Source organism: Rhizobium sp. CBN3, from assembly GCF_030518245.1.
Lineage (GTDB): Bacteria > Pseudomonadota > Alphaproteobacteria > Rhizobiales > Rhizobiaceae > Rhizobium > Rhizobium aethiopicum_A.
This window is the reverse complement of sequence record NZ_JAULSE010000024.1, coordinates 24,391-50,711: the sequence shown is the minus strand read 5'-3', so window position 1 is coordinate 50,711 and position 26,321 is coordinate 24,391. Positions and strand designations below refer to the sequence as shown.

At 61.2% G+C, this 26,321-nt stretch carries 29 protein-coding genes; 15 read left to right on the top strand and 14 right to left on the bottom strand.

Translation table 11 applies throughout. The features are described from left to right. The first annotated feature begins 2 nt into the window (after positions 1–2). The 4 genes from QWJ46_RS26055 to QWJ46_RS26040 all read left to right on the top strand — a co-directional run bounded on the left by QWJ46_RS26055 (position 3) and on the right by QWJ46_RS26040 (position 4,257). Positions 3–977, top strand: a complete 975-nt coding sequence (locus QWJ46_RS26055) for a sialic acid TRAP transporter substrate-binding protein SiaP (RefSeq protein WP_302754883.1) — start codon at positions 3–5, stop codon at positions 975–977. A 252-nt stretch (positions 978–1,229) separates the two neighbouring features. Beyond that, complete coding sequence (locus tag QWJ46_RS26050) at positions 1,230–1,802, top strand: TRAP transporter small permease (RefSeq protein WP_184459938.1); 573 nt, start codon at positions 1,230–1,232, stop codon at positions 1,800–1,802. Positions 1,803–1,806: 4 nt separating this feature from the next. After that, on the top strand, positions 1,807–3,213 hold the full coding sequence (locus tag QWJ46_RS26045) for a TRAP transporter large permease (RefSeq protein ID WP_302754879.1): 1,407 nt from the start codon (positions 1,807–1,809) through the stop codon (positions 3,211–3,213). 9 nt (positions 3,214–3,222) lie between these two features. Continuing rightward, entirely contained in the window at positions 3,223–4,257 is a 1,035-nt protein-coding gene (locus QWJ46_RS26040; protein ID WP_302754877.1) for an L-idonate 5-dehydrogenase, read from the top strand. A gap of 67 nt (positions 4,258–4,324) precedes the next feature. Here the strand turns inward: QWJ46_RS26040 and QWJ46_RS26035 are convergent, their stop codons facing one another. From QWJ46_RS26035 to QWJ46_RS26020, 4 genes are all read right to left on the bottom strand, one after another. Next, positions 4,325–4,738, bottom strand: a complete 414-nt coding sequence (locus tag QWJ46_RS26035; RefSeq protein ID WP_302754875.1) for a curlin — start codon at positions 4,736–4,738, stop codon at positions 4,325–4,327. Positions 4,739–4,908: 170 nt separating this feature from the next. Beyond that, positions 4,909–5,307 carry a curli-like amyloid fiber formation chaperone CsgH gene (csgH, locus tag QWJ46_RS26030; RefSeq protein WP_302754874.1) on the bottom strand — a complete coding sequence of 133 codons (399 nt, stop codon included), beginning with the start codon at positions 5,305–5,307 and terminating at the stop codon, positions 4,909–4,911. Between the two features lie 62 nt (positions 5,308–5,369). Beyond that, entirely contained in the window at positions 5,370–5,807 is a 438-nt protein-coding gene (locus QWJ46_RS26025; protein WP_302754871.1) for a curlin, read from the bottom strand. A gap of 213 nt (positions 5,808–6,020) precedes the next feature. Further along, entirely contained in the window at positions 6,021–6,914 is an 894-nt protein-coding gene (locus QWJ46_RS26020) for an alpha/beta fold hydrolase (protein WP_302754869.1), read from the bottom strand. A 300-nt stretch (positions 6,915–7,214) separates the two neighbouring features. On the opposite strand from QWJ46_RS26020, the gene QWJ46_RS26015 reads away from it, so the two are divergent. The 3 genes from QWJ46_RS26015 to QWJ46_RS26005 all read left to right on the top strand — a co-directional run bounded on the left by QWJ46_RS26015 (position 7,215) and on the right by QWJ46_RS26005 (position 10,224). Then, positions 7,215–7,619 (top strand): hypothetical protein, encoded by a 405-nt coding sequence (locus QWJ46_RS26015; protein WP_302754866.1) that lies wholly within the window; start codon positions 7,215–7,217, stop codon positions 7,617–7,619. 778 nt (positions 7,620–8,397) lie between these two features. Beyond that, positions 8,398–9,378, top strand: a complete 981-nt coding sequence (locus QWJ46_RS26010) for an alpha/beta fold hydrolase (protein WP_302754864.1) — start codon at positions 8,398–8,400, stop codon at positions 9,376–9,378. 159 nt (positions 9,379–9,537) lie between these two features. After that, entirely contained in the window at positions 9,538–10,224 is a 687-nt protein-coding gene (locus QWJ46_RS26005) for a gamma-glutamylcyclotransferase (protein WP_302754862.1), read from the top strand. Between the two features lie 52 nt (positions 10,225–10,276). On the opposite strand, the gene QWJ46_RS26000 is transcribed toward QWJ46_RS26005, so the two are convergent. From QWJ46_RS26000 to QWJ46_RS25985, 4 genes are all read right to left on the bottom strand, one after another. Further along, on the bottom strand, positions 10,277–11,176 hold the full coding sequence (locus QWJ46_RS26000; protein WP_302754860.1) for a LysR family transcriptional regulator: 900 nt from the start codon (positions 11,174–11,176) through the stop codon (positions 10,277–10,279). 145 nt (positions 11,177–11,321) lie between these two features. Then, a complete protein-coding gene (locus QWJ46_RS25995; RefSeq protein ID WP_302754858.1) occupies positions 11,322–12,668 on the bottom strand; it encodes an FAD-binding oxidoreductase in 1,347 nt (448 codons plus the stop codon). A 2-nt stretch (positions 12,669–12,670) separates the two neighbouring features. Continuing rightward, on the bottom strand, positions 12,671–13,558 hold the full coding sequence (locus tag QWJ46_RS25990) for a dihydrodipicolinate synthase family protein (protein WP_184459926.1): 888 nt from the start codon (positions 13,556–13,558) through the stop codon (positions 12,671–12,673). 67 nt (positions 13,559–13,625) lie between these two features. Then, a complete protein-coding gene (locus tag QWJ46_RS25985) occupies positions 13,626–14,321 on the bottom strand; it encodes a GntR family transcriptional regulator (protein WP_302754856.1) in 696 nt (231 codons plus the stop codon). A gap of 219 nt (positions 14,322–14,540) precedes the next feature. Here QWJ46_RS25985 and QWJ46_RS25980 point away from each other — a divergent pair, with 219 nt between their 5' ends. After that, complete coding sequence (locus tag QWJ46_RS25980) at positions 14,541–14,741, top strand: hypothetical protein (protein WP_184459924.1); 201 nt, start codon at positions 14,541–14,543, stop codon at positions 14,739–14,741. A 108-nt stretch (positions 14,742–14,849) separates the two neighbouring features. Here QWJ46_RS25980 and QWJ46_RS25975 read toward each other — a convergent pair whose 3' ends face one another. Further along, positions 14,850–16,151 (bottom strand): GGDEF domain-containing protein, encoded by a 1,302-nt coding sequence (locus QWJ46_RS25975; protein ID WP_302754852.1) that lies wholly within the window; start codon positions 16,149–16,151, stop codon positions 14,850–14,852. 152 nt (positions 16,152–16,303) lie between these two features. On the opposite strand from QWJ46_RS25975, the gene QWJ46_RS25970 reads away from it, so the two are divergent. The 3 genes from QWJ46_RS25970 to QWJ46_RS25960 all read left to right on the top strand — a co-directional run bounded on the left by QWJ46_RS25970 (position 16,304) and on the right by QWJ46_RS25960 (position 18,641). Further along, positions 16,304–17,992, top strand: coding sequence for a sensor histidine kinase (locus tag QWJ46_RS25970; protein WP_302754850.1), 1,689 nt, complete (start codon positions 16,304–16,306; stop codon positions 17,990–17,992). A 2-nt stretch (positions 17,993–17,994) separates the two neighbouring features. Beyond that, the gene (locus QWJ46_RS25965; RefSeq protein WP_302754848.1) at positions 17,995–18,351 is read left to right on the top strand and encodes a response regulator; all 357 of its coding nucleotides are present in this window, start codon (positions 17,995–17,997) and stop codon (positions 18,349–18,351) included. Positions 18,352–18,455: 104 nt separating this feature from the next. After that, positions 18,456–18,641 carry a hypothetical protein gene (locus QWJ46_RS25960; RefSeq protein WP_302754847.1) on the top strand — a complete coding sequence of 62 codons (186 nt, stop codon included), beginning with the start codon at positions 18,456–18,458 and terminating at the stop codon, positions 18,639–18,641. A 40-nt stretch (positions 18,642–18,681) separates the two neighbouring features. Here the strand turns inward: QWJ46_RS25960 and QWJ46_RS25955 are convergent, their stop codons facing one another. From QWJ46_RS25955 to QWJ46_RS25940, 4 genes are all read right to left on the bottom strand, one after another. Beyond that, positions 18,682–19,200 (bottom strand): hypothetical protein, encoded by a 519-nt coding sequence (locus tag QWJ46_RS25955; protein ID WP_302754845.1) that lies wholly within the window; start codon positions 19,198–19,200, stop codon positions 18,682–18,684. 74 nt (positions 19,201–19,274) lie between these two features. Beyond that, complete coding sequence (locus QWJ46_RS25950) at positions 19,275–19,817, bottom strand: GXWXG domain-containing protein (protein WP_302754943.1); 543 nt, start codon at positions 19,815–19,817, stop codon at positions 19,275–19,277. Then, entirely contained in the window at positions 19,817–20,314 is a 498-nt protein-coding gene (locus QWJ46_RS25945; protein ID WP_184459918.1) for a metallophosphoesterase family protein, read from the bottom strand. The genes QWJ46_RS25950 and QWJ46_RS25945 overlap by 1 nt, the downstream gene beginning before the upstream one ends. 47 nt (positions 20,315–20,361) lie before the next feature. Then, the gene (locus QWJ46_RS25940) at positions 20,362–21,183 is read right to left on the bottom strand and encodes a DUF1206 domain-containing protein (RefSeq protein ID WP_302754843.1); all 822 of its coding nucleotides are present in this window, start codon (positions 21,181–21,183) and stop codon (positions 20,362–20,364) included. 97 nt (positions 21,184–21,280) lie between these two features. Here QWJ46_RS25940 and QWJ46_RS25935 point away from each other — a divergent pair, with 97 nt between their 5' ends. Continuing rightward, on the top strand, positions 21,281–21,754 hold the full coding sequence (locus QWJ46_RS25935) for an NUDIX domain-containing protein (RefSeq protein ID WP_302754842.1): 474 nt from the start codon (positions 21,281–21,283) through the stop codon (positions 21,752–21,754). Positions 21,755–21,857: 103 nt separating this feature from the next. Here the strand turns inward: QWJ46_RS25935 and QWJ46_RS25930 are convergent, their stop codons facing one another. Beyond that, complete coding sequence (locus QWJ46_RS25930) at positions 21,858–22,856, bottom strand: LacI family DNA-binding transcriptional regulator (protein WP_184459915.1); 999 nt, start codon at positions 22,854–22,856, stop codon at positions 21,858–21,860. Between the two features lie 444 nt (positions 22,857–23,300). Here QWJ46_RS25930 and denD point away from each other — a divergent pair, with 444 nt between their 5' ends. From denD to QWJ46_RS25915, 3 genes are all read left to right on the top strand, one after another. After that, the gene (gene denD, locus QWJ46_RS25925) at positions 23,301–24,287 is read left to right on the top strand and encodes a D-erythronate dehydrogenase (RefSeq protein ID WP_302754840.1); all 987 of its coding nucleotides are present in this window, start codon (positions 23,301–23,303) and stop codon (positions 24,285–24,287) included. Next, positions 24,284–25,057: an SDR family oxidoreductase gene (locus QWJ46_RS25920; RefSeq protein WP_302754837.1), complete on the top strand. Its 774-nt coding sequence runs from the start codon at positions 24,284–24,286 to the stop codon at positions 25,055–25,057. Before denD ends, QWJ46_RS25920 begins: the two co-directional genes overlap by 4 nt. Positions 25,058–25,122: 65 nt before the next feature. Further along, positions 25,123–26,190 (top strand): ABC transporter ATP-binding protein, encoded by a 1,068-nt coding sequence (locus tag QWJ46_RS25915; RefSeq protein WP_302754835.1) that lies wholly within the window; start codon positions 25,123–25,125, stop codon positions 26,188–26,190. Positions 26,191–26,321 lie beyond the last annotated feature (131 nt).

Genomic DNA, 26,321 nt, shown 5'->3' with positions numbered 1-26,321 from the left:
CAATGAAGATGAGACTGGCAACGATACTGTGCACCGCAGCCGCGATCATGGCGACGACGGCGGTCGCGCATGCGCAGACGGTATTGAAATGGGCGCATGTCTACGAAACCTCGGAGCCGTTCCACACGGATTCCGTCTGGGCCGCGGAAGAAATCGCCAAGCGCACCGACGGACGCTACAAGATCGAGGTCTATCCGGCCTCGCAGCTCGGCAAGGAAGCCGATATCAACCAGGGCCTCAAGCTCGGGACGGTCGACATCATCATTTCCGGATCGAGCTTTGCCGCACGCGACTACAAGCCGATCGGCGTCACCTACTTTCCCTATATCTTTCGCAATCCCGATCATCTGATCGCCTATACCAAGAGCGATGTCTTCAAGCGTCTCGCCAAAGGTTACGAAGACAAGACCGGCAACCACATCGCCGCCGTCAGCTATTACGGCACGCGCCATACGACCTCGAACAAGCCGATCGCCAAATGCGCGGACATGCAGGGCCTGAAGATCCGCGTGCCCGACGTTCCCGCCTATCTGGCGATGCCGCGCGCCTGCGGCGCCAACACCACGCCGATCGCCTTTGCCGAAGTCTATCTCGCTCTGCAGAACGGCACGGTCGAGGCGCAGGAAAACCCGCTGACGACGATCGAGGCGAAGAAGTTCTACGAGGTCCAGAAGAACATCATCCTCACCGGCCACATCGTCGACCACCTGAACACCGTGATCTCAAAGCAGCTGTGGGCGAAGCTTTCCGACGAGGACAAGGAGATCTTCGGTGAAGTGATGCAGCAGGCCGCCGAGCGCACGACCAAGACGATCGCCGGCAAGGAGAACAGCCTCGTTGCGACCTTCAAGGAAAAGGGCCTCAACGTCACCGAGGTCGACAAGAGCGATTTCGAGAAGAACGTGATGGAAAAGGTGAAATTTGAGGACTTCGGCTACGAGAAGGCCGATTGGGAAGCGATCCGGGCGATTCAGTAAAGGTCGCTCACTGCCTTCTTTGTGCCCCTCACCCTAACCCTCTCCCCGCGCGCGGGGAGAGGGGACGTGCCCTGCGAGAGCAAGCGGGGAACGGAGAGGTCGAGGCATGTCCCTTCTCCCCGCGAGCGGGGAGAAGGTGGCGGCAGCCGGATGAGGGCCGTGCCGCCGAGCAACGAACGAGATCCGTCGACACATAAAGGTCGCGCAGCCCAAGCGCCGCTCCCTTCTTCTCCAACCGCAACAAGGCCGATCATGTCGCAAGAAATTCACACGCCAATCACGGCCGAAGAAATCGGTCACGAATTCGAAGGGCATGCGCCGACCGCGAACGTCTCGGACTATGCCGTCGAGGACTGGATTACGCTGATCGTCTTCTGGCTGATGGCGGGCTGCGTCTTCCTGCAGTTCTTCACGCGTTATGTGCTGAATGACAGCTATGCCTGGACCGAGGAAATCGCCATCAACTGCCTGATCGGCGTCGTCTTTCTCGGCGCCGTCATGTGCGTGCGCACCTCGCGGCATATCCAGGTGGATGTGTTCTATCACTATATGCCGGCAGGGCTGGCGCGCGTGCTCGCAACCTTCGTCGATATCGTCCGCATCGGTTTCTTCGCCTATGGCTGCTATTTGATGTGGCGTTACGTCGACATCGTCGCCGACGAACAGATGGTCACCATCGACCTGCCGCGCAACATCGTCTTTTACTCCGTTCTCGTCGCCTTCGTGCTGATGCTGATCCGTGCGGTCATCGTCTTCATCGCCAATATGCGCCGCGGCTACTCCGTCCTGGAGCGCCCGGAAGAATTCCAATCCGTCGAAGGATGACCCGATGCTGCTGCTTCTTGGCTCGTTTCTGCTGCTGATGCTGGTCGGCGTGCCCGTCGCCATCTCGATGGCCGTCGCCTCCGTGCTTTACATCGTCCTTTACGGCGTGGCGCCAGACATCATCGTCGCCCAGCGCATGATCGCCGGCGTCGAGAGTTTTCCGCTGCTCGCCGTGCCCTTCTTCATACTGGCCGGCAATCTGATGAATTCCGCCGGCGTTACGGGCCGTATCTATTCCTTCGCGGTCGCTCTCGTCGGCTGGATGAAGGGCGGGCTGGCGCAAGTCAACATCATCGGCTCCGTCATCTTCTCGGGCATGTCCGGCACCGCGCTCGCCGATGCCGCCGGCATCGGCACGATCGAGATCAAGGCGATGAAGGACCATGGCTATCCGGTCGAAGCGGCCGTCGGCGTCACGGCCGCCTCGGCGACACTCGGGCCGATCTTCCCGCCGTCGCTGCCCTTCGTCATCTACGGCATGATGGCGAACGTCTCGATCGGCGCACTCTTCATGGCCGGTATCCTGCCCGGCATTGTCATGACGCTGCTGATGATGATCACCGTCGCCGCCTTCGCCTATCGCAAACGCTGGGGCTCCGACGCGCCGTTCAATGTGCGCGAGCTCCTGTCGGCCGGCATGGAAATCCTCGTCGTCCTGATGGTGCCTGTGGCGATTTATCTGATGATGCGCGCTGGCGTCTCGATGAATGCAGCGGCGGGCATTGCCCTTCTCGTGCTTCTGGCGCTCGACTGGTATTTCGGCTTCTCCGCCGTCATGGCGCTGATGACTCCCGTCATTCTGATCGGCGGCATGACGATGGGCTGGTTCACGCCGACAGAGGCAGCGGTCGCGGCTGTGCTCTGGTCGCTCTTCCTCGGCCTCGTGCGCTACCGCACGATGACGCTCTCGACACTCGCCAAGGCGAGCTTCGATACGATCGAAACGACGGCGTCGGTGCTCTTCATCGTCACCGCCGCATCGGTCTTCGCGTGGCTCTTGACGGTCAGCCAGGCCGCGCAGCTGCTCTCTGATGCAATCCTTTCGATCACCGACAATAAATGGGTGTTCCTGATCCTGGTGAACCTGCTGATGCTCTTCGTCGGCTGCTTCCTGGATACGATCGCGGCGATCACCATCCTCGTGCCGATCCTTCTGCCGATTGTCGCGAAGTTCGGCATCGATCCCGTTCAGTTCGGCCTGATCATGACCTTGAACCTGATGATCGGCTTGCTTCACCCGCCGCTCGGCATGGTGTTGTTCGTGCTGTCGCGGGTCGCGAAGCTTTCGGTCGAACGCACGACGATGGCGATCGTGCCCTGGCTGGTGCCGCTGTTCCTGGCGCTGATCCTGATCACCTTCATTCCCGCCGTATCGCTCTGGCTGCCGCAGCAGCTCGGACTGTTGAGATAGGAGGATAGGATGCAGACGCGGCTGGCGCGGCTTTATCAAAAAGGCGATCTCCGAGTCGAAATGGACACAGTTCCGGCTCCCGGTCCAGGCGAGGTGCTTCTCAAGATGGCGGCCGCCGGCATCTGCGGCTCTGACCTGCATTATTATCAGGACGGCGGCTTCGGGCCGGTCAGGGTGCGGGAGCCGATCATCCCCGGCCACGAGGCCTCGGGCAGGGTGAATCAGGCAGGCGAGGCGGTTGCGATCAAAGCCGGCACGCTGGTCGCGGTCAATCCGAGCCAGCCCTGCGGCCATTGCGAATATTGCGTGAAGGGGCTGCCGATCCATTGCCTCGATATGCGCTTCATGGGCAGCGCCATGCGCCTGCCGCATGAGCAGGGCATGTTCCGGGAATGGCTGGTGGTGCCGGCCCGCCAATGTTTCGAAATGGGAGCCGAGACGACCGCCGCGGAAGCTGCCTGCAGCGAGCCGCTCGCCGTCTGCCTGCATGCCGCATCGCGCGCCGGCGATATCTCGGGCAAACGCGTCCTCGTTACCGGCGCCGGCCCCATCGGTTGCCTGATGGTTGCCGCCGCCCGTCATCATGGCGGGGCCGAGATCGTGGCGACCGATCTTGCCGATGCGGCGCTCGCAAGGGCCAAAACGATGGGCGCCAGCCGCACGATCAATGTTTCCCGGGATGCGGCATCACTTGCCGAATTCGAGGCGGGGAAAGGCTATTTCGATCTCGTCTTCGAATGCTCGGCCGCCGCACCCGCGATCCGCAGCGCGATCGCCGCCATTCGGCCGCGCGGCACGATCGTGCAGGTCGGCGTCACGGGCGAGATCCCGGTCCCGCTCAACGCCATTGTCGGCAAGGAGCTGCATATCCACGGCACGCAGCGGTTCCACGAGGAATTCATCACTGCCGCCAAGCTGATCGCAAGCCGCAAGATCGATGTGCGGCCGATCATCAGCCACAGCTTACCCTTGGAAGAAGCCGCCGCCGCCTTCACCCTTGCCGGCGACCGTGCGGCCGCCTGTAAGGTACAGCTTACATTTTAGGGGCTTAATACTCGCCTTAGAGATTCCGTATGGGCGCTGACTGGTCGCGCCCGGCTTGTGAACTGCCTTACCAGCCATAGCTGAAGGTAGCACCACTGCCGTTATCCCCATCCTGCACGACGTCGGTTTCAGTATTTCGCCCATACTGGAAAATGCCATAGGCATTGTTGTTGCCGTTCTGCCGCAAGGTCGCGGAATGACCATTGCCCCGTTGCCTGACGAAGCCGAGGTTGCCGCGGCCAGCCTGAGCGATACCAGCCGCGTTACCCCGACCCAGCTGCCGGATGTCAGCGTCTTTCAGACCTCGGTAGAGCGAATAGACGCGCAGGCCGGTTGAAAAAAGTCCGGCATCCTGGGCATTGTCCGGTGCGAGGTTGAACGAGATCCGGCCGCCGGCATAGGCTGGCGCAGACAAGGCTACTTGGCCGAGGCTCCCGGCAAGAAGGGTGACGGTAAGGATCTTAAATACGTTGCGGGTCATTCTGATCTCCATTTCCGGCTGCCTCAGCCGATGATCAACTTTCACATCTTGCAGCTGAACCCAGTGGGAATTGCCCGTTCAGTTGTCGTTCAGTCGTTTCGGCCTGATTGAATGCGAAAGGGCGCCGGAAACGGCGCCCTTTCAGGAAAACTCTAGAATGTGGTGACCGATCAGTTGCCGCCAATCTGCTTCGCGCAGCTGAAACTCTCATCCCCGACGACGACGTCCAGCGTGGCTTTGTATTTGGCTCCTTTCGAGTCGAGCGAGACCGAACCAAGGATTGCCGCATGTCCCTCGACGGCTTCAAAATCGCCACTCTGGTTGATCGTGGAGCTTCCGCCGTCTCCCACTTTTTCGACATGGAAGGTATAAGTCCCGCCGACATGCTTGTCGGCGTGGACGAGCGCGTCCAGTCTCACCATACCTGCCCCCGGGGTTGCTTTGATTTCGCAAAGCTGCACCCGGTCAGGTTGGTTGGCTGTCGTCATGGCGGAAACCGCGCCGACGGGAAGCAGGACCAGCGCGAGAATCGTCATCGCGCGGCGCGGATGTTTGATGTTATTTGGCATGGTCGATTCCCCTGGTGGTCTGCTGTGCGATCCTGACCTGTTTCACGGCATCCTGCAGCCGCTTACGGGCAGGCCTGAACGAAAGCGGCGACATTGCCGTTGCCGCCCTGGCTGACATTGGCGCTGCAGCCGTGGCCGACCTGGACGCCGGCCGCGATGTTGCCATTGCCATCCTGGGTAAGGATGGTCGTATGGCTGGAGCCGAATTGGCCAATGCCCGCTACGTTGCGGTTGCCGCGCTGATAGGTGGCGCCATAGTTATCGTTGCCTTCCTGACCGACAGCCGAAAGATTGTGGCGGCCATATTGACGGCCGAGAATCCGGTTGTAGCCACCGTTCTGGTAGGTTCTGATCCGGTTTCCGTATCCTTCCTGTGCCCCACCGGCAGAGTTCGACCAGCCATATTGTTCGATACGAACATCATTGGCCATGGCGGGGGCTGCGGCGGTAATGCCGACGAGAGCGACGAGTGCGGTTGCAATGATAGACGTGCGGATCATGAATATGTCTCCTCAGGCGGATAGGACCGCGGTTGAACGTCTTTCTTCTAGACGCTCCCTTCGGAACGGAAGCTGAAGGCACCATTCAGTCCGGGTTCATTCGCGGAGATCGGCGCGGTGTCCGCCATGGGTGATGAACGGCCGCCACGTCTTTCAGAGAGATTGTGCGCCGCATCCCGCTCGAGAGTTGAGGCGAGGGATAGGAGCGCCCACTCACGCGACACCAGCCAAAGGCTGCCGCTTAGAAGATTGCTGTACTCGCTCCCTCGCAAGGTCGCTCAGCATCTGTCGGGCTACGGCTGGCACAACATGATGTGGAAGGTGGCCGACGCCGTCGATCACCCTGATCATCGGCCTCGGATGCTTCTGCCGAAGGCCATCGATATGCCAGGCCGGCTGAACTATGCGATCCTCCGAACCGAACAGGACGTGTAATGGAAGATTGCCGGGCAGCTTCGGCAGAAGTTCCATGTCTTTGTTGAAGGCCCGCAGCTCGTTAGCCATTGTTTCAATTGCGCCCGGCTTGACCATATGAGCGGCCGGCAACACCGACAGCTGGGGAGGCAACGTGTTTGGAAAGGATGACGACCGGAGACCACGGTCGAGAAAAAACGCTGCCCATCGGCTGATTACATGCTGGCGGATCAAGGATCCTACCACCGGGGCAACGGACGCCCGGAGGATGGGCAGCGGTTTCGGTGGGACGGGCCTGCAGCACGGCGAAATCAGAAGCAATCCGTTCACCAGCTCCGGCCGGCGCGCTGCCAGATGAAGTGCCGGCGCGTTGCCGATAGAGTGGGCTACGATCAAGACACAATGCAGGTCCATTGCATCGATTAGGCGCTCGAGCCAAAAGGATTGGCCTATCGGTCCTCGTTCAGCAAGAGGAAGAGGGCTGCTGAAACCGTAGCCCGGGCGATCGGGGGCCACCATTCGGAACGGGCTCTGAGCAAACGGAAGCAGAACCTCTTCAGCCAGGCTCCCACAGCCATGGAGGACAAGGACCGGTCTTGCGTTCAAGTCGCCGCTCTCCAGAACATGCACCTGGTGCTTGTCAATCTGGTAAATAGTGCCGATCCGGGGGCGAAATGCCTGCTGCTTCAACATGATCCAACAAACGCCCGCGGTTGGTTCTCGGTTCCGCGACGCTTGTGGCTTAGTTCAACCGACCTCTTCTACCCGGAGCGTGCCTGCGGCAAGCCGCCGTAACAAGTTCCCTTGAAACGTGCCATCCGGGTTAACCTGGTTCGCCCGCCGGCAATGTTGTCTAGTGTCGCCACGCTTCCCGGCAATATTTCTATTGTAACATCGGCAACAGTGCTGGACGCCCCAAAGATCTTCTGATGTGCTCGTTCTCAGAAGCTTGAAAACATGCTAAGTTTCGTCGGCAACAGAGGGGGAAAACCAATGCCACGCATCGCAAATCTTTACTTCAAGACCGCCATCATCTTCCTGATCGCCGGCATCTCGGTCGGCCTTCACATGTCGATCTCAGGGAATCACGCACCGACCGGGGCCCATGCCCACGCCAACCTGCTCGGCTGGGTCACCATGGCGCTCTTCGGCGTTTACCACGCGCTCAATCCAGACAAGGCCGAGAAGCGCCTGGCGATGATCCAGTACGCCGTCTACACCTTCGGTGTCGCGTTGCTGATCCCGTCCCTTTATCTGCTGCTTTCCGGAAACACGGCGATGGAACCGATTGTCGCCATTTCCTCGCTCATCGCCTTCGCCGGCGTGCTGATGTTCGCGGTCATCATCTTCTCCGGCAGCGAGGCTTCGAGTCCGGCCGGCGTCTCCCGGGCGCGCTGATCCAATCGGGAAAGAGCGACTATCTCGGTTGCCAAGTTGCGTGTTCGAATTTTCTTAGCGCATCTCGTGCTTTTGCACTGAGATTGATCAGGAGTTTCGGGCCTGGCTTGGCAACGTTGATCGACGCGGTCAAATGCGGATCGTGCCAGGTTGCGAACGTCTTGGATTCAGCCGATCGCTGTCACATCGGCTCCACGAGAGTGGAGATCCGCTAGAATGCTCTGAGGCCCGTTCAGCAATCCCATCGACAGGATGGATGAACGCGTTCGCGCCTGCCGGCAGGCCTGCGATCCGTCCGATCGGATGGGCGCGCAGTTTGTTCATATCGATAAGCTCGGTTAGTGAGACGATGCCCTTGGCGTAATTTCCTCGCCAAGCTTGGCTATCTCTTTGCTTTTTCGAACGTTGTGGAGCTCATCGAAATAGGCACAGATCGGTCCGATGCGGCGGTGAAGATCAAGCAGATAGGTTATTGCAGCGGCGTCGACAGAATTGACCATCTCCATGGTCACTGTTTTTGCATGGCCTGCACTTCGCCGTCGGCGGCGGGCGTCTTCACGTCCTCGCTAATCAGCAACAGCTTCAGCAAAAACAAATGGCCGCCTAACTGGACGGGACACGTCAGGCCCGGGCCCAGGTCTTCCCATTATTTCATGGGAGGCAATAAATTCGAAATTATTCTCGCAATTGTGGATGTGTGGGTCCGACGGCAATATCGCCGCTGTCAGACGAACACTGTGTCGCCTGAACTTTTCAATGACGAAATCGCAGAACGGAGATGACCCAGCCTCGCTATTCCATAACCCGCCGAGACGCGCTGTTGTCCATCGGCGCCGCAGCAGCGGCCATGGCCATTTCACCCTCTCTCAGTTTCGCAGCCAATGCGGCTCCCATCATCAACCTGATCGAAGGATCCAAGAACATGCCAAATGTAACCACCAAAGACGGCGTCGAAATCTTCTACAAGGACTGGGGCCCTAAGGATGCCCAGCCGATCATGTTCCACCACGGATGGCCGCTGTCGTCCGACGACTGGGACGCGCAGATGCTGTTTTTTCTGTCGAAAGGTTTTCGCGTCGTCGCCCATGACCGCCGCGGCCATGGCCGATCCGCCCAGGTGGCCGACGGTCACGATATGGACCATTACGCAGCCGATGCCTTTGCCGTCGTCGAGGCGCTCGGCCTGAAGAATGTCGTCCATATCGGCCATTCCACCGGTGGCGGTGAGGTCGCCCGTTATGTGGCCAAGCATGGCGAGCCTGCCGGCCGCGTCGCCAAGGCGGTTCTCGTTTCGGCCGTGCCGCCGCTGATGCTCAAGACCGAGGCCAATCCCGAAGGCCTGCCGATGGAAGTGTTCGACGGTTTCCGCTCCGCACTTGCCGCCAACCGCGCGCAGTTCTTCCGCGACGTTCCAGCCGGTCCGTTCTATGGGTTCAATCGAGATGGCGCCAAGGCGCAGAAAGGCGTGGTCCAGAACTGGTGGCGTCAGGGCATGATGGGCGGCGCCAAGGCCCATTATGACGGCATCAAGGCCTTCTCCGAAACCGACCAGACGGAGGACCTGAAGGCGATCAGCGTTCCCACTCTCGTCTTGCATGGTGAAGACGACCAGATCGTTCCGATTGCGGACTCGGCGCTGAAGTCGGTGAAGCTTCTGAAGAACGGTTCGCTGAAGACCTACCCCGGCTTCTCGCATGGCATGCTGACCGTCAATGCCGATGTGCTGAACGCCGACCTTCTCGCCTTCGTGAAGGCTTGAGCGGTCCTGGCGACGAGTGCGGCCTCCCACGCACCCGTCGCCTCACCAACCATAAGATCCACAAGCGCTCGGCGCGATGGTCTCCCGGCTGCTATCTCGTCGAAACGGTTTCCCAACATGCGAAAAATACCCATTGCCAAGACAGGGGTACCTATTGCCATGCACCTGACCCCCGACCTCGTAGCCAAAACCTTCAAGCTAGTCGAGGACGAGGGCCCAGAGCCTAACCGGACGCCGATCTCGTCTCAGCAACTCGATGAACTCGTCAGCAGAGTCGAGCAGGAGGCCGGGGACAAGGAGATATGGGTGTTCGCCTATGGATCCTTGATGTGGAACCCGGGCTTTGAAGTGGCAACAAGTGAAGAGGCCGTTGCATACGGGTGGCATCGTGCGTTCTCGTTGAGGATAGAACGGCTGAGGGCCACCTCCGATGCGCCGGGTCTGATGTTGGCGCTTCGGCCGGGAGGGAGTTGCTCTGGCCTCGTCCTGAAGCTCCCCTGCGCGACGAAAAGGCAGGATCTGTGTACGCTTGTGGCGCGCGAAATCCGATATGCCGAGGTGTGCGACATGGTGCGATGGGTTTTGGTCAAGACGACGACGGGTACACGCCGCGCACTCACATTTTGGGCGAGCACGAAGCGATCACGGCTCACGGAGAAGATACCGCTCGATGACGCCGCAGTGTTGATCGCTCAGGCATGCGGGCCGGCGGGATCCTGCGCGGAATACCTGCATCGGACGGTCTTGGATCTGGCGGACCGGAACATCTTCGATCGAAACCTGTGGCAGCTGCAGCAAATGGTCGCCACAAGACTACGGGCCCTTTCACAGAACGGTTCGATCTGAGAGAAGGTGCACGGCTCTCCTGAAGATCCGTGATGATGCGCGGCGGCGTATGTCAATCCAGCATGACCATCTGCGCTGAGACTTGCTCTTCGAAGAATTTCGAGAATGAAGCGATGCGAGGTGGAAGCACTTGGTACGGCGGGTAAAACAGCGTCAGCCACAGGTCCGGCGGCGCCCATCTCTTGAAGACGTGGACGAGACGACCGCTCCTGATGTGATCGGCGATGTTGAATCCCGGGAGCAGCGCGACACCTGCACCGTCGGCGGCGATGTCGGCCAGTACCTCGCCACTGTTGGCGCTGAAGGCCCGGCCTGCCGAAATCGTGATGCTTGAGCCGCCGTCGGACAATACCCAGCTCTCGCGCCGGCTCTCGCCACTATAGGCGAGGCAGTCGTCTGGCTTTAGTTCGCTGGGATGTCGCATATCGGCGAAACGGCTCCCTGGGGCCGCGACCAGGATACGCGGCACTACCCTGATCTTTCTCCAGATCGTGTACTTGTCCGAGGGCTGTGATGAGATGCGGATCGCCAGATCGTAGTCGTCATCGACGATATTCACCAAACCGTCGGACAAGGAGACCTCGAAGCTCATCTTCGGATAGCGTTCCTTGAAACCTGACAGGATCGGCGGCAGCACGGTCTTGCCGAACCATGTCGGCGCACTGATCCGCAGCCGGCCTTCGTCCGCCTTGTGTGCATTCATCACATCCCGTCGCGCTTCTTCCAACGTCTTCATCGCTGGCTGGATCTGCGCGGCAAAGATTGCGCCATCAGTCGTCAGCGAGACCTGCCTCGTCGTGCGCACGAATAGCTGCACGCCAAGTTCCGCCTCGAGTGCTGCGATCGCGCGCGTGACGGCCGCCGGCGTCATGTCCAACTCGCGGGCGACCTGGGCGAAATTTCGCTTCTCGGCCGCGAGCAGGAAGGTTCTGAGGGCTTTGTAATCGTTCATGCCATTGTTTCAGGATTTGCAATTCAATCGAGAGGAATATTGCAATACCGGATGGCGATCAACGGGTGAAGTTTTGAGACGATCGCTGCCTTTATTGGGGGACCAGTCATGAACCCGCGCCGCCATCAAGTGACTAGGCCACCACTCATTCCGCCCCCGCACGCCATTCGCGATAGGCGAGATGGATCTTCGCGCCGATCGTTGTCAGCGGCTGCGGCGGCAGTGATACCGGCGCCGCGAGGCGACTGTAGACGCGGCCGAGTTCGGAGTCGTGCCCCAGCACGCGTTCGGCCGCGGCGATGCCGGCGGCGGTGGAGTTGGATGCGCCGAGGCCGTTGCAGCCGCAGGCGGCGAAAACACCGCACTCGACTTCTCCGAAGGCCGGCACATGATTGTGCGTCAGCGCCATCGCGCCGCCCCAGCGGTATTGCATGCCGATACCGGCAAGATCAGGAAAGCGATGGGCGAATTTGCCGTCATGAAGGCGGCCGGCGCTGCGGAGGGCGCCATCGCTGATTGCGATGCCGGGATTGTAGCTGTAGCGCGACCGCACCAGGATGCGGTCGCCGCCCGCAGTGTTGATGCGCCGCACCGTCGTCCCCATCGGCAGGGCAGGGGTGGCCGCCCATTTCCTTTGGCCGCCGAGCCTTGCCGGATCGAATTCCCGCGTCATGGACGCGTAGGTGAAGACATGGAGGAGGCGTCTGCGGAAGAAGCCGAAGCTTTCGGCGTGGCCGTTATTGGCCATGATGATCTTCGCCGCCCGCACCGATCCCTTCGGCGTCTTCACCAGCCAGCCGTCGCCGGAGCGTTCGAAGGAGAGAGCAGGCGTCTGCTCGAACAGCCGCACCGTCTCCTTCAGACAGTCCGCCATTCCGCTTATATAGGCGGCCGGCTGGATGATGACCGTCCCCGGCGAGAACAGGCCGGAGGTAAAGGCCTTCGATCCGGTCACGGCCTCGATTTCATCGCGTTTGAGCAGTCGATGCGGCTCGCCCATCTTCGAAAGCTGCTGCGAGTAAGCGTGCAGATGTTTGTCGCCTTTCGCGCTCATCGCAATGCTGTAGCGGCCGCACGGATCGAACAGATCCTTTCCCCAGCCGTTCTCGGCAGCCAGTTCGGTGGCAAGAGTGATGGCCGAACGCTGCAGGAGCACGGAATCGCGGAACCTGCCTTCCGACTCGCCGCTGAAATCGTCCGAGGAGACCTCATGCGGCAGGTCGATGATGAAGCCGGAATTGGCGCCGGCCGGACCTTCGCCGACGATGCCGGCTTCGAGAATCGTCACCCGGAGGGTCGGATCGAGCCGCGAGAGGCGGTGGCCTGCGGAGAGACCGGCAAAACCGCCGCCGATGATCGCGACATCGACGCTGATCGCTTCGCTCAAGACCGGCCGCGATGTGCGCGGGGCAAGTGTGGCCACCCATCCCGATATGCCCGCACGTTTGGGAAGCCTGGATGCGACGAAGACGTTCTTAGCGGTCCGGCTCACGGTCAAATCGCCTCCCGCTCCATGAGCGCTTCAAGGGAGCGGCGCAGCGCGGGAAGCTTCTCGGGAGCCAGCGCGCGCAACGGCTTGCGCGGACCGCCCGCGCCATAGCCGATGAGATCGGCGGCAGCGTAGACGGACTGCACGTAATCGCCTTCCCAGATCAGCCCCATTGCCGGTTCCAGGATCTTCCAGAGCGCGCGCACCTCATCCCATTTGCGCTCGGCCGCCGCCGCCACGAGAGCGACGCAGGTTTTCGGAGCGAAATTCGCGCCGCCCCAGATCAGGCCGTCGCATCCGGCATAAAGCGCGTAGGGCACGAGCGGATCGGCGCCGTTCATCACGAAACGGCCGGTGCGAATGAGCGCCGCTTGCTTGCTGAGGTCGCCGCCGCTGTCCTTGACGGCGCAGAAGCCGGGAATCTCGTTCAGCCTGTCGAGGAGCTCCGGCGTGATGGCGACGCCCACCGCCTGGGGCACGTTGTAGCCGATGACGGGAAGACCTGATCTGGCGACCTCGGTGTAGAAATCGAGAATACCCTGATCGTCGGTCGGGCCTTCGAAGAAAGGCGGAAGCACCATGACGCCTTCGGCGCCGGCATCGCGGGCGCGTGCCGTCCGCTCTACGACGTCTTCGACGAGGAGCGCCGAGGTCTGGGCGATCACCTTGGCGCGGCCGTTGACGATCCGGGCGCCGCGGCGGATCAGTTCCTCGGATTCCGCCTTGGAGAGATAGACATGCATGCCGGTGCCGGAGCTGAACAGGAAGCTTCTGACCCCGGCGGCAAGATAGCGCTCGACATTGTCTTCAAGCCTGCTGTAGTCGATGCGGCCGGCATCGTCGAACGGCGTGGTGATTGCGAGGTTCAGTCCCGGAAACGGAAATGCGGTCACTGGATGAAATCCCTTACACTGGAGCGAGCCGGATTGGCTTGAGCTGCGTATCTTGTTTCTGGCCGGCCTAGAGGGTCGGCGCTTCCATTCCCTCGGGGGCCGCGTACATGGCCATGTTGCGCCGGGAAAGTTCGAGATGGAGCCGCGCCAGCTCACCAGAGGCTTCGGCATCGCGCCGCTCGATCACCTCGATCATCTCGTCATGCTGCTGCGCCGCCAGTTCGAGCTCTTCCTGCATGCGCGGTGTGTTCGGATGTTTGTAGAAGATCTTGCCGATACGGGCATGGTCGATCTGCAGGCGACGCAGGCTCGGGACCACATAGACGTTATGGGCCATCTCGCCCACCTGCCGGTGGAACCGGTCGTTCTGGAACACCCGGTCTTCGACGTCGCAATCATCCACCGCTTTGCGGAAGGCGCGCTGGATTTCCTTCAGAGCTTCGAGCTCCGCTTTCGTTCCGTTCTCGGCTGCGAGCTTGTTTGCGGTGATGTAGATCATCGGCGCAAGCAGGAAGAAATCGCGCAGCGACTGGTAGCTCATGGAACTGACGCGGGCGGCGCGGTTTGTCTCGAGCTCGATATAACCCTCGCCAGCCATCTGTCGCATCAGCTCGCGCACCGGCGGGCGGGAAAGCCCGAACTCTTCGCTCAAGGCTACTTCATCAAGCACGGCTCCCGGAGGCAGCTCCATCGTCAGAATGCGTCTGCGCAAAGCGAGCTCAAGGCTGCCCTTGCGATCCGGACCTGCGGTCTCTGTGTTCATGTCGACAGCCACCATAATTCTTAACGTAGACATTAAGTAGACAAATCCAAAACGTCAAGGGACGGCGATTGGAAGGGATGTCCTGAAGCTGCGCGATGAGGTTCGCAAAGTGGGAGCGCGATGCTGCGCGGAAACAAAACGGCGGCTGTGTTGTTACTGATAGGAACGCGCAGGAGCGTTTGCCTTGCGAAGGAAAGTAGCCGTAACGGGAGCAAGACGATGGACACAGCAACACATTGGGCGCTTCTCCTCGGCATATTGACCTTGGCGAGCTGGTTAGCCGGAGGCTTCGCGGCGGTGCTTGGAAACGTGGAGCTTGGCCATCATGGGCAAAAGACAGCCGAATATCTGACATTCGGTCTGAGCGTCACCGGCTTCATCTCCGCCGTCGCGATGGTATTGATCCTGGTGATCCGATGACATCGATCACCCGAGTGCCCATAGATCCAACCTTCCCGCAATCGTCGATCTTGGCTGCGAGCTGGATGATCGTTCGGGAGAAGGAGCTCTGACCGATCTGCCTATCCGCTACCCCTGTCGTCGCGCGGCGGCCTGCCCGGCAGCGGCAGGCGGACGACGAAAGATCGAGACCTGGTTGCGTCCGGCTTCCTTGGCGCGATAAAGCGCCATATCGGCTTCGTGCTGGAGATTGGCCAACGAAACATCCGTATCGACAGCCGACTTAAACGCCACGCCGACGCTCAGCGTCACCGAGGGCCCGACGCTGGAGGCCGGGTTTGGCAGAGCGGCCGCTTCCACGCTCTCGCGTATTCGCCTGGCAACCGCGACGGCCTCTTCTTCATCGACATCCGGAAGCACGATGAGAAACTCCTCGCCGCCATGTCGCGAGACGAGATCGCGATCGGCGCGCACGCAGCTCTGGATGATGCCGGCAACCTTGACGAGGCAGCGATCGCCTTCGCTATGGCCAAGCCGATCGTTCAGCGCCTTGAAGTGATCGATGTCGCACATCAGCATGGCTGCGACGACGCCGGTTTCGCGGCCGTTGCGCCAGAGGCCCTCGAGCGTTTCCATCATCCAACGGCGGTTGGCGATTCCGGTCAGCGGGTCGGTTCTGGCCAGCCGCTCCAATCGGGCGTTCGCGTCGGCAAGCTCCGCGACACGGCGCTGATCCCTGCAGTCCAGGAGAAATGTCTTCTGCGCCAGGATATTCATCGTTCGCCTGGCGACCACCGTCGCGATGATCCCACAGGAAAAGAACAGGGTCGCGGCGACGACACTGCCCGCTTCCAAAAGCGGGTTGTGCCATTGAAGGATGAAGTACAGACATAGGGCATAACAGGCGATTGCGGTCGTCCAGGCCAGCGGCACGCTGAAGATGGTGATTGCGCTCGTCGCGACGAACAACATGATGCTTAGATGCCGCTCGTAAAATTCGCCGCCGGCAAAAACGCCGACGAGCCCGACCGAGAGGAGAATAAGGAACATTCCCACAAGCAGCGACGCCCGCTGAACGGCCGCCGGGCGCGGCTTGTTCCAAACGACTGCGGTCAAAATTGCCGCCGGCGGCAAAAGGCAGGCGGGAGCAATCATCGACAGAACGATCTGCCGGGGAAGCAGGAGCGCGTTCAGCGCCAGCGTCAGAACATCGACAAATGCGACCCAAATCATCCAGGAGCGGATGACCTTCGCCGTCTGCCGCCACAGCCTTTCGTCAAAACGGCGGCGCAGCTCGCCTGTCAGGCGGATATCGCGGGTTCGGCCCGATAAAAGACGTTCGACCTCATCTGCCATTGCGCCAGTCAACGGCCGTGGCGGCAAAGACCCGGCTGGCGAGGTTTCAGAGGAAGTGCTTTTGGCATCACTCATCTTGGATTTAACTAGACGCGATGCAAAGCTCGGCAAGGCTTACCCACCCGCATCGGGATTCGTATGTTGATATTTTGTAAACAAGATTGCGCGCGCGGTCTGGGCCGGATCGTCTCGATCATGCTACCAACCCTTTTCCGAGAGGGGACAGTATGAGGCTCAAACTGGTTGCAGTTGCGGTCGCGGCGCTGGCGCCGGTGGTTGCGATGCTCTTCTACAACGAGATCGCGCTCCGCCACCAGCGCAACGAGGAAGTGCGCACCTCCGCGGCACAGGCGGCGAGGCAAGCCTCGTCAGAGGTCGAACGGATTATTGAGGGCCTGCACGCCCTTCTCGTCTCCGTGTCATCAATGCCTTCCGTCCGGCACCTCGACGTCCAGGCTTGCAACGACGCCCTGAAATCGGTTGCCGAAAACATTCCCAACATCCGCACCATCTTCGTCGCCGGGCTCGATGGGCGGCCGATCTGCGGAAGCATGGCTTTTCCTGCGGGCGTGGTATTTTCCGACCGCGATTACTTCCGGCAGACTTTGGAAACCAAGGACTTTTCCGTCGGCACCTATACGCAGAGTCGCCTTTCCGACCGCCCGGTGCTGCCGCTCGCGATACCCCTGATGGACGGCGATATCATCAAGGCCATCATCGTCAGCGGAATCCGGCTGGACTGGCTGCAGAACCGCATCACCGAGCGCGGCGTTGCTCCCGGTAATGCGGTGACCATCGCCGACGGCAAGGGAACCATCGTCGCGCACGTTCCCTCTCCCGATCAGTTCGTCGGTACGATCTTACCCGAAGAATACCAGCAGCTGATCCACGCCGAACAGCCTGATGTCATCGAGACCACCAGCCAGGACGGAACAGCGCGCATCCTCGGTTATCGCCCGATAGCCTTGCCTTCCAACCCCCTCTATGTCAGCGCCGGCTTCTCGAAAACGGAGGTCTTCGCGCCGATCGAACGGGCGACGCTGATGAATACGCTCGCCATCATCGGCGGTGCGCTTTTCGCCTTCGTCGCCGCGATCTTTATCGGTAACCGCTTCATCCTGATACCGATCTCCAGGATCGCGGATGTGATGGAAAGTTGGCGCAGCGGTCAGACGACGGCGCGGACCGGCATGAAGGGACCGGACGAGCTGGGGCTCGTCGGCGCAACCTTCGATCGGCTGCTCGACGAACTCGAAGACCGCAGGCGCCAAAATCAGCAGGCGGAGGAGGAGCGGAGCCTGCTCGTCCGCGAGCTTGCGCATCGCGTCAAGAATGGCTTCACGCTCGTGCAGGCGATTGCCAGACAAACCTTCTCACGGTCCGATCCGGAGAGATACAATTCCTTCGCCGAGAGGCTCGCAGCCCTCGCCGGTACCTATGACCTCATCCTGTCGCGGGAGGGGTCGGCTTCGCCCATTCGCGATATCCTCTCCGCCGCCCTGCGGGCGCATGTCGCCTCGCAAGCCGAGCGCATTCGTCTCGATGGACCGGACGTGGTTCTTCCGGCGGACACCGCCCTGCCGCTCTCGCTGGTGATTCATGAGCTGGCGACCAACGCAACCAAGTATGGAAGCCTCGGCAGCGAAAATGGAACAGTCACCATCGAATGGAAGCATGAGGATGGACGTGTCCTCCTTCTGTGGACGGAAGCCGGCGGACCGCCGGTCTCGACGCCGACAAAAAAGGGCTTCGGCTCGGTGCTCATAGAACGTGCCTTCCCGTCGAAGGCGCAGGCGCGATCCCGCGTGGACTACCAGACCGAAGGCCTCATCTTCGAAGTAATATTTTCGATCGGGGAACCGGTTGCCAGAGGCGAAGTTGACCCTCTGAGCCGGGACGTAAAGCATACGAGCTAGAGATGAAAACCAAGGTGGTCGTGGTCGAGGACGAGGCTCTGCTGCTGATGATGGCGGTCGCCATCGTCGAGGAGGCAGGCTTTGAAGCGCTCGAGGCACGCAATGCCGACGAGGCGCTCATGCTCTTCGAAAGAGTGCCCGGCATCCGGATCCTGTTTACAGATATCGACATGCCGGGCAGCATGGATGGTTTGATGCTCGCAAGGGCCGTCCGCGATCGCTGGCCGCCCGTGGAAATCATCATCGTCTCCGGCATGAAGCAGCCGGACGCGGGCGCTTTACCCGAGCGCGGCGTCTTCTTCTCCAAACCCTATGATACCAGGCAGCTTACCAACGCGCTCGTCAGCATGGCCGCCTAGGGCTCCGGCCCCGGCACCGGCTGCGCGACTGGAAATGGTGCGGGCGATGATGCATCCTTTTGGAATCTCGTGCGTTTTCCCTGCTTCAACAGCAGGAGACCACCATGTCCAAACGCGAACTCATCGATACAGGCACCGACAAGCGCTACGTCCGCCGCGACGATCAGGGTCGTTTCACCGAGTCAGCAGACGTCGGCCGCTCGCTCTCGGCAGACAAGCGGCGTCGGGCAAAAAATGATGCGAAGCCCGGAGAAGGCGACCGCGGCGACCATCACGCCAAAAGGCACTGAATTCGAGCCGTCGCTCCGCTGAGCGCAGCGGCCCGACCGGCTATCTTTCTGCCATGGAAGGCCGCTGCAAATCGATGCGGCTGGTTACGACCGGCTGGCCGGAAGCAGGATCCTGATCGACGGTCTGCAGTCGAAGCTTGTTCTGCCCGATTTTTTCGATCAGCAACGTCGCATCTCGGTCGCCGTTGACCAGCCGCGCCCAGGTCACACGCAGATTGAGAGCGGCGCCCTTCCTGCTCCCTGCAAGCTTCGACGGCAGTCCTGAGGGTCCGACATATTTACCGGTATAACGCTCTCCGGCGGCATTTACGGTCGCCGAGAAGGTCCTGGTGAAAACCGCAAGGCCGCGACATTTCCCGTTCATCGAGACGGCAGATGTGCCTGCGTCAGATCGAAGGGTGCAGGAGACTTTGAGATTCGGCCCGCCTATCTTGGTGAGCACCATCCCGGTTCCGCTCCAGTCCCCGCCTAAGGACTGTAGAAATCCCGCCTCCGACGCTGTTGCCTTGGCCGGCAAGCAGCAGAGCGAGAGCAAAGTCGCGATCAGAGCAGCACGCATGAAATCCCCCGGGTTGCATGCCATAACACCCGAGCGGAGCACATTGTTCCCCGCGTGCAATCATTGCCCTCGCCTCATTCACTCCGTCGCCGCGATGCGACCTCGATCCTCCGGAGCTTGAAGAAATAACGGCGGGCATCGCCGTCGACGCACATCATACCAGCGAGCTCGTCGTCTCCCGTCCTGCGGAAATAGTCGGCGATTGGCTGCCTGTCGTAGATCATAGCGGCTGTGGTGAGGTCATCGACGGTCTGAAGCTTCAGCGACGCGGTCCTATCCCGCGCCCGGAGCGCCTTCTGCAGATAGGAGAACCAGCTCCGGGCGATCCGAGTGCGGCCGAACGGCGCCGCCTTGATGGCCAGGCTGATCGGAAAAATGCCGGGGTCGATCGCCACCAGCCGATCCGACCGCCACTGAAAGAGGAGGGCGTCCGCGCGCATGTCGGCGTGAAACCGCTTGCCGAACCAGCCGAGGTTCTCGAGAACGCCGTCGAGCGGGTGGCCCGATGGGATGCCCGCACCTCGCCACAGGCCGAGCATCTCGATCGGCTGGACCGGTGCCAGCGAAGAGAACCAGGCCGTCATTTCGTTCTGTCGCTTAGCACTTTTCAGCGGCATCATGACCCCGGCTTCGTCGACAACAGGGCTTGCAGCGACACCGGCCTGAGGCCCTGCGCATCGACGCCGACATCGTACTGGCGGGGCAGGGGCTTGAGGCGGCCGTGGGAATGTCCGTGCAGATTGATCGACTTCTTGCCCATCTTGTTCCAGGTGCGGAACGGGTAATGGCACAGGATCAGCAGATGATCGTCCAGCGTCATCTCGCTGTAGTGCTGAACGCTTGCCCATCCCGTCGCCTCTGTCGTCGTCGGAGGATCATTATTCCCGATGATGAGGTGCTTCCGCCCGTTCAGCATCGAAAGGAGCTGGTCGCAGTCCCCACCGCGGAACGACATGAAGTCGCCGAGATGCCAGATATCGTCCTGCGGGCTAATGATCTCGTTCCAGTTCTGGATCAGGGTCACGTCGTGGGACGTCATGTCGGGAAAGGGGCGTCGGTCGATGCGAAGGACGCGGGGATCTGCAAAATGGGTATCGCCGGTAAAATAGATCATCTGACGGAGATGGCGCAGCCCGCCTGCTTGGGAAGCCGCCGTTTTTGCTAATGGCCAGGTGTGGGGATCGAATGTTTCACGTCGTCAAGGGACGGGCTGTGCACGATGCGATAGCGCGCTTCGACGAGGTTATAGATCCCAAAGGCCGCCAGGCCGATCGCGACGGCGATATAGAGGATCGCGCCGAAAGGAAGCCGTCTCACCCATTCGAGCGCGTCCGCCATGCTGCCTGCCTGCTCAGGGTCAACACGAAAACCTGCATAGGCAAAGAATATTCCGGTGATCACAAAGACGACGCCGCGGGCGACGAGACCGTAGACGCAGACCGAGGTCACCACGCCGCTGGCGTCGGCGAGCCTGAGATAGCGCTCGAATTTCCTGGTGATGCCCTTGGCTGCCGTCACGACCCCGCCGATGATGAAACCGAGACCGACGGCTACGGCAAGATAGGCTCCGAACGGCTGCGACATGATCCATTCTGCCAACCCTTTCTCACCCGATTGCTGGCTCCCGCCGCCGCTGAAGAGTGCATGACCCAGTGCGTAACCGGCAAGGCCGAGATAGATGACGGCGCTGCCGAAGAAGACCGTCCGGATGGCGACGGCCTTGGCGTCGCGGCCATGGCCGTCGCTGTCGGCGAGCGACTGCGCCAGTCGCCAGGCGACGAAACCGAGAAGTCCGATGCCGATGAGCCCAACCCAGACGCGGCCGAAGGGCTGTCCGAGAAGCGTCGAAAGCGCCGACTTCGTCTCCGGCTTTCCCCCGGCGACGCCGGAAAAAAGGGCGAGGCCCGCCACGAGGAGGAACACGACACCGCGCGCCACATAGCCGCTCTTGGCAAGCAGGTCGAAACGAAACCCTTTGGGCATGATATTCTCCGTGTGACTGTGTGGCTGTCAGCTCTAACGCGCCACCGCGAGGAAAGTTGTCATCGAGGAAAGACCATGATCATTGAGGGAGTTGCCGATGCCGGTGCGTAGCGCCGGGCTTCTCATCTACCGCCTTTGCGAGACGAGGCCGGAGGTCCTGCTCGTCCATCCCGGCGGTCCCTTCTGGGCGAAGAAGGACGAGGGCGCCTGGTCTATCCCGAAGGGATTGATCGAAGCCGGCGAAGACGAACTGTCGGCAGCGATCCGGGAGGCGCAGGAGGAGCTCGGCGTCGAAATTAAGGGAAGCTTCGCCCGGCTCGGAGAATATCGCCAGCCCGGCGGAAAAGTAGTGGTCGTCTGGTCGGTGGAGGCGGACGCCGCTCTTGATGTCGAGAAGGTACGGAGTTCGGAGTTTCAGATCGAATGGCCGCCTCGATCGGGTCGGATCCAAAGTTTTCCCGAGGTCGACCGCGCTGGGTGGTTTGCGATTGCAGAGGCTGAGATCAAGATCCTCAAGGGCCAGGCCGCAATGCTTGCCGATCTCGTTACGCAGGTCGGTCGAGACCAGTGAACCGCAGTCTTGGCCATCATTCTGCTTCGACAAGCCGAGGCTGCAAAACTGCAAATGGATGCACGGGCCAGCGTGCTCGAGGGACGCCGACGGAATTTGAGCCTCAATCGACTCCGGTGATCTCCGGAGTGAAGGCGATAATCTTTTCGGATACCTGACTTCCGTCGCCGCTGCTCGCAGCGAGCAGAAGCGCGGCGGCCACTTCGCCCATCTGACGCCGTGGCGAGATCGAGGTTGCTATCCTGACGGGAAGGGCGCTGGCGACATCCAGCCCATTGAATCCGGCGATCAGGATTTCCGCAGGGCTGGAAATGCCGAGTTCCAGGCACGCGAAGACGCCGCCCGTTGCCATGTCATCATTGGAATAATAGATGCAATCGAGATCCCTGGTTTCCGCAAGCATCGACATCGACAGCCGCTTGCCGTGCGCCACCGAGGAATAGGCGGCGTTGAACCGCTCGTCCACGAAAGAAAGGCCGTTTTCGCGCAGCACTTTCTCGAAGCCGGCTTTCCGCTTGCCGGCGCGCAGATCCCTGTCGATCGCGCTGCCGATATAGCCGAATCGCCGCCGGCCAGCGGCCAACAGCGCTTTTGCCATCTCTTCTCCGGCCTTGCCATGCGAAAGACCGACGTTGAAATCGATGGGCGTGCCGTCGAGGTCCATCAGCTGGATGACGGGGATCGCGGCATTCTGCAACATTCTCACCGTTTCTGCCGGCTGATCGAGACCCGTCACGATGATGGCGGCAGGGCGCCAGGAGAGCATGTCGCGGATGATCTCGCGTTCCTTCGCCATATCGTAATCGGAGATGCCGAACACCGCCTGCATGCCTGATCCCCGCAGCCCGGCGGAAATGCCCGCCAGCATTTCGGGAAAGACGATGTTGGACATGCTGGGAACGACGACGGCGACGAGGTTGGTGCGCTGCGACGACAGTGAGAGCGCCAGCCGGTTGCCGACGTAGTTTAGCCGCTCGGCCTGCTGAAGCACTTTTTCGCGGGTCTCCTTGGAGACGTCGGCGGCGCCGCGAAGGGCGCGCGATGCCGTCATCTTGCTGACGCCTGCCGCAGCGGCAACCTCTTCCAGTGTGGATTTACGCATCGCACCGACCCCATCGTCGAACTGCCTCGCCAGCGGGCAACGTCAGACTCATAGGCTCTTTTCCAAAAAAGGAAAACACTCGCTACTTGACACGCGCGGTAAAAATAGGCGTTGTTACCGATACCGGTATCGATACCAGTCATCGGAAACGGGAGAAAAGCCGTGCAGGAGACAGGGAAAGCCATGGCCATCGAATTGGAGTCGATGGGCGCACAGGCAGCGCTTCGGAGGGTCCGACATCTGATTAACGTTCGATACCGATCATCTGCGGATCAGGAAAGGTGACTTGACCCGCAGGTTGCAAACCTATCTGAATTCGATCGGGCATATGCCGATCGGGCTGGTTCCAGATCGCGTCGCGAGCCGGCCAGGGAGTGACCACAAGGACAACACGAGTAGCGCGATCTTGACCGAAGAGACCGGCCGACGGGAGGAAGAGCCGATATGCATGTGATGATCTTGGGAGCAGCGGGCATGGTCGGCCGTAAGCTGGTCGAGAAGATTGCGCGCGAGCCGCTCGCTTTCGGCCGACCCATCACCCGTCTGACGCTGGCAGATGCTTTTCAGCCGCCGGTGCCGGAGACGCTCCAGTCCGTCTCCACGACGCAGACAGTCGACCTTGCCGCCGCCGGCGTAGCTGACAGGCTGATCGAAAGCCGGCCGGATCTGATCTTTCACCTGGCCGCCATCGTGTCGGGTGAGGCGGAGGCAGATTTCGACAAGGGTTACGCCGTCAACCTCGATGGCACGCGCGCTCTCTTCGATGCGATCCGCCAGCTCGGCCTCAAGAGCACCTATGTGCCGCGCGTCGTCTTTGCATCCTCGATCGCCGTCTTCGGCACGCCGTTCCCGGAGGTCATTCCGGATGAATTCTTTACCACGCCGCTGACGAGCTACGGCACCCAGAAGGCAATTGCCGAACTGCTGCTTGCCGATTATTCCCGCCGCGGCATCTTCGATGGCATCGGCATCCGGTTGCCGACCATCTGCGTGCGCCCCGGTGCGCCGAACAAGGCGGCCTCCGGTTTCTTCTCCAATATGCTGCGCGAGCCGCTGGTCGGTAAAGAAGCGATATTGCCGGTCAGCGACAACGTCCGGCACTGGTTTGCCAGTCCGCGCGCGGCCGTCGGCTTCTTCGTCCATGCCGCGACGATCGATACGGCGAGGATCGGCGCGCGGCGCAACCTGACCATGCCGGGCCTTTCCGCGCTGGTCTCCGAAGAGATCGACGCTCTGCGGCGGGTGGCCGGCGACAAGGCGGTCGCCCTCATCAAACGCGTGCCTGATCCTGTGATCGAACGCATCGTTGCCGGTTGGCCGACTCAGTTCGATGCGACGAGAGCCTCTTCGCTCGGCTTCACGGCAGAAACGAGCTTCGACGAAATTCTGCAGGTGCATATCGAGGATGAACTCGGCGGGAGGATTGCGTGAGCATATCGGCGAGCGGAGAAGCAAGGATCGCGCTTGTCACCGGCGGTGGCACCGGCGTCGGGCGTGCCATATCGAGGGGACTCGGCGCCGCAGGCTACAGGGTCGTGATTTCAGGGCGGCGGGCCGATGTGCTTGAAAAGGCAGCGAGCGAGCTTGGCAGCGAAACGGCGGCTGAGTTTTTCGCGGTTCCCGCCGATGTCGGCGATCCCGCTTCGGTGCGGGCTCTGTTCGATTCAATTGCGGAAAAATACGGACGGCTCGATCTCTTGGTCAACAACGCCGGCGTCACGGTTCCGGGGGTGCCGCTCGAAGAGGTTTCCTTCGAGCAGTGGAGCGCCATCGTCGCCGCCAATCTAACCGGCGCCTTCCTCTGCACCCAGCAGGCCTTCCGTCTGATGAAGAGCCAGAACCCGCGGGGCGGCCGCATCATCAACAACGGCTCGGTCTCGGCCACCACGCCGCGCCCGAATTCGGCGCCCTATACGGCGACCAAGCACGCCGTAACAGGGCTGACGAAATCCACCGCCCTCGACGGGCGCGAATTCGACATCGCCTGCGGCCAGATCGATATCGGCAATGCCGCAAGCGACATGACGACAAGGATTGCTGCTGGCGTGCTGCAGGCCAACGGCAGCATCGCGGCGGAGGCGACGATCGACCCGGCCCATATTGCCGACGCGGTCGTCTACATGGCCGGCCTGCCGCTCAGTGCCAACGTGCTGACCATGACTGTCATGGCGACGAAAATGCCCTTCGTCGGGCGTGGGTGAGGGGGCGGGCTGCCGCCGGCTGAAAACTACATATATGCAGTGCTCATGATCTGGGAGGAGGGAGTATGGCAAACGTTCAATTCGCGGATGTCCGGAAATCATTCGGCGCGCATCCCGTCATCAAGGGGGTGGACATCGATATCGCCGACGGCGAATTCGTCATCCTCGTCGGCCCCTCCGGCTGCGGCAAGTCCACGCTTCTGCGGATGCTGGCAGGGCTCGAGAATATTTCCGGCGGCGAGATCAAGATCGGCGGGCGCGTCGTCAACACGCTGCCGCCGAAGGACCGCGACATTGCCATGGTGTTCCAGAATTATGCGCTCTACCCGCATATGACCGTGGAGCAGAACATGGGCTTCTCGCTCATGCTCAACAAATCGCCGAAGGCAGAAGCCGAAAAGCGGGTGAAATATGCCGCCGGCATCCTTGGCCTCGACAAGCTTCTCGACCGTTATCCGCGCCAGCTTTCCGGTGGTCAGCGCCAGCGCGTCGCCATGGGACGGGCGATCGTGCGCAATCCGGAAGTCTTCCTGTTCGACGAGCCGCTCTCCAACCTCGATGCGAAACTGCGCGTCGCCATGCGCGCCGAGATCAAGGAACTGCACCAGCGCCTGAAGACGACGACCGTCTACGTCACGCACGACCAGATCGAGGCGATGACGATGGCCGACAAGATCGTCGTCATGCATGACGGCATCGTCGAGCAGATCGGCACACCGCTCGAGCTTTACGACCGCCCTGCCAATCTCTTCGTCGGCGGCTTCATCGGCTCCCCGGCGATGAACATGATCCACGGCAGGCTCGATGCGGATAATCCCAGTCAGTTCGTCGCCGCCAACGGTACGCGGCTGCCCGTCGCCAATCCGCCGGCAAGCGCCATCGGCCGCGATCTCGTCTACGGGCTGCGCCCCGAATATATCTCGCTCGATCCCAACGGACTGCCGGCCGAGATCGTGGTGATCGAGCCGACCGGCTACGAGACCCATCTGACCGTCCGCCTCGGCGGCAGCGATGTCAGCTGCGTCTTCCGCGAGCGTGTCGATGCCCGCCCGGGCGAAGCCATCCGGGTGGCGATCGACGCCAAGCATGTGCATCTCTTCGACGCCCAAGGCGGCATAAGATTGACCGACTGACGCCATCCGGCGGGATAAGGGAGAGGAGGAGTCTCCCGTTCCGCCGGGGCGCAAGCATTCGAGGGGTGAGCCCCCATGGGAGCGCAAACCTCCTTGGGGAGCTTGCGCCCCCGGGATGCCAGGCCGCCGTT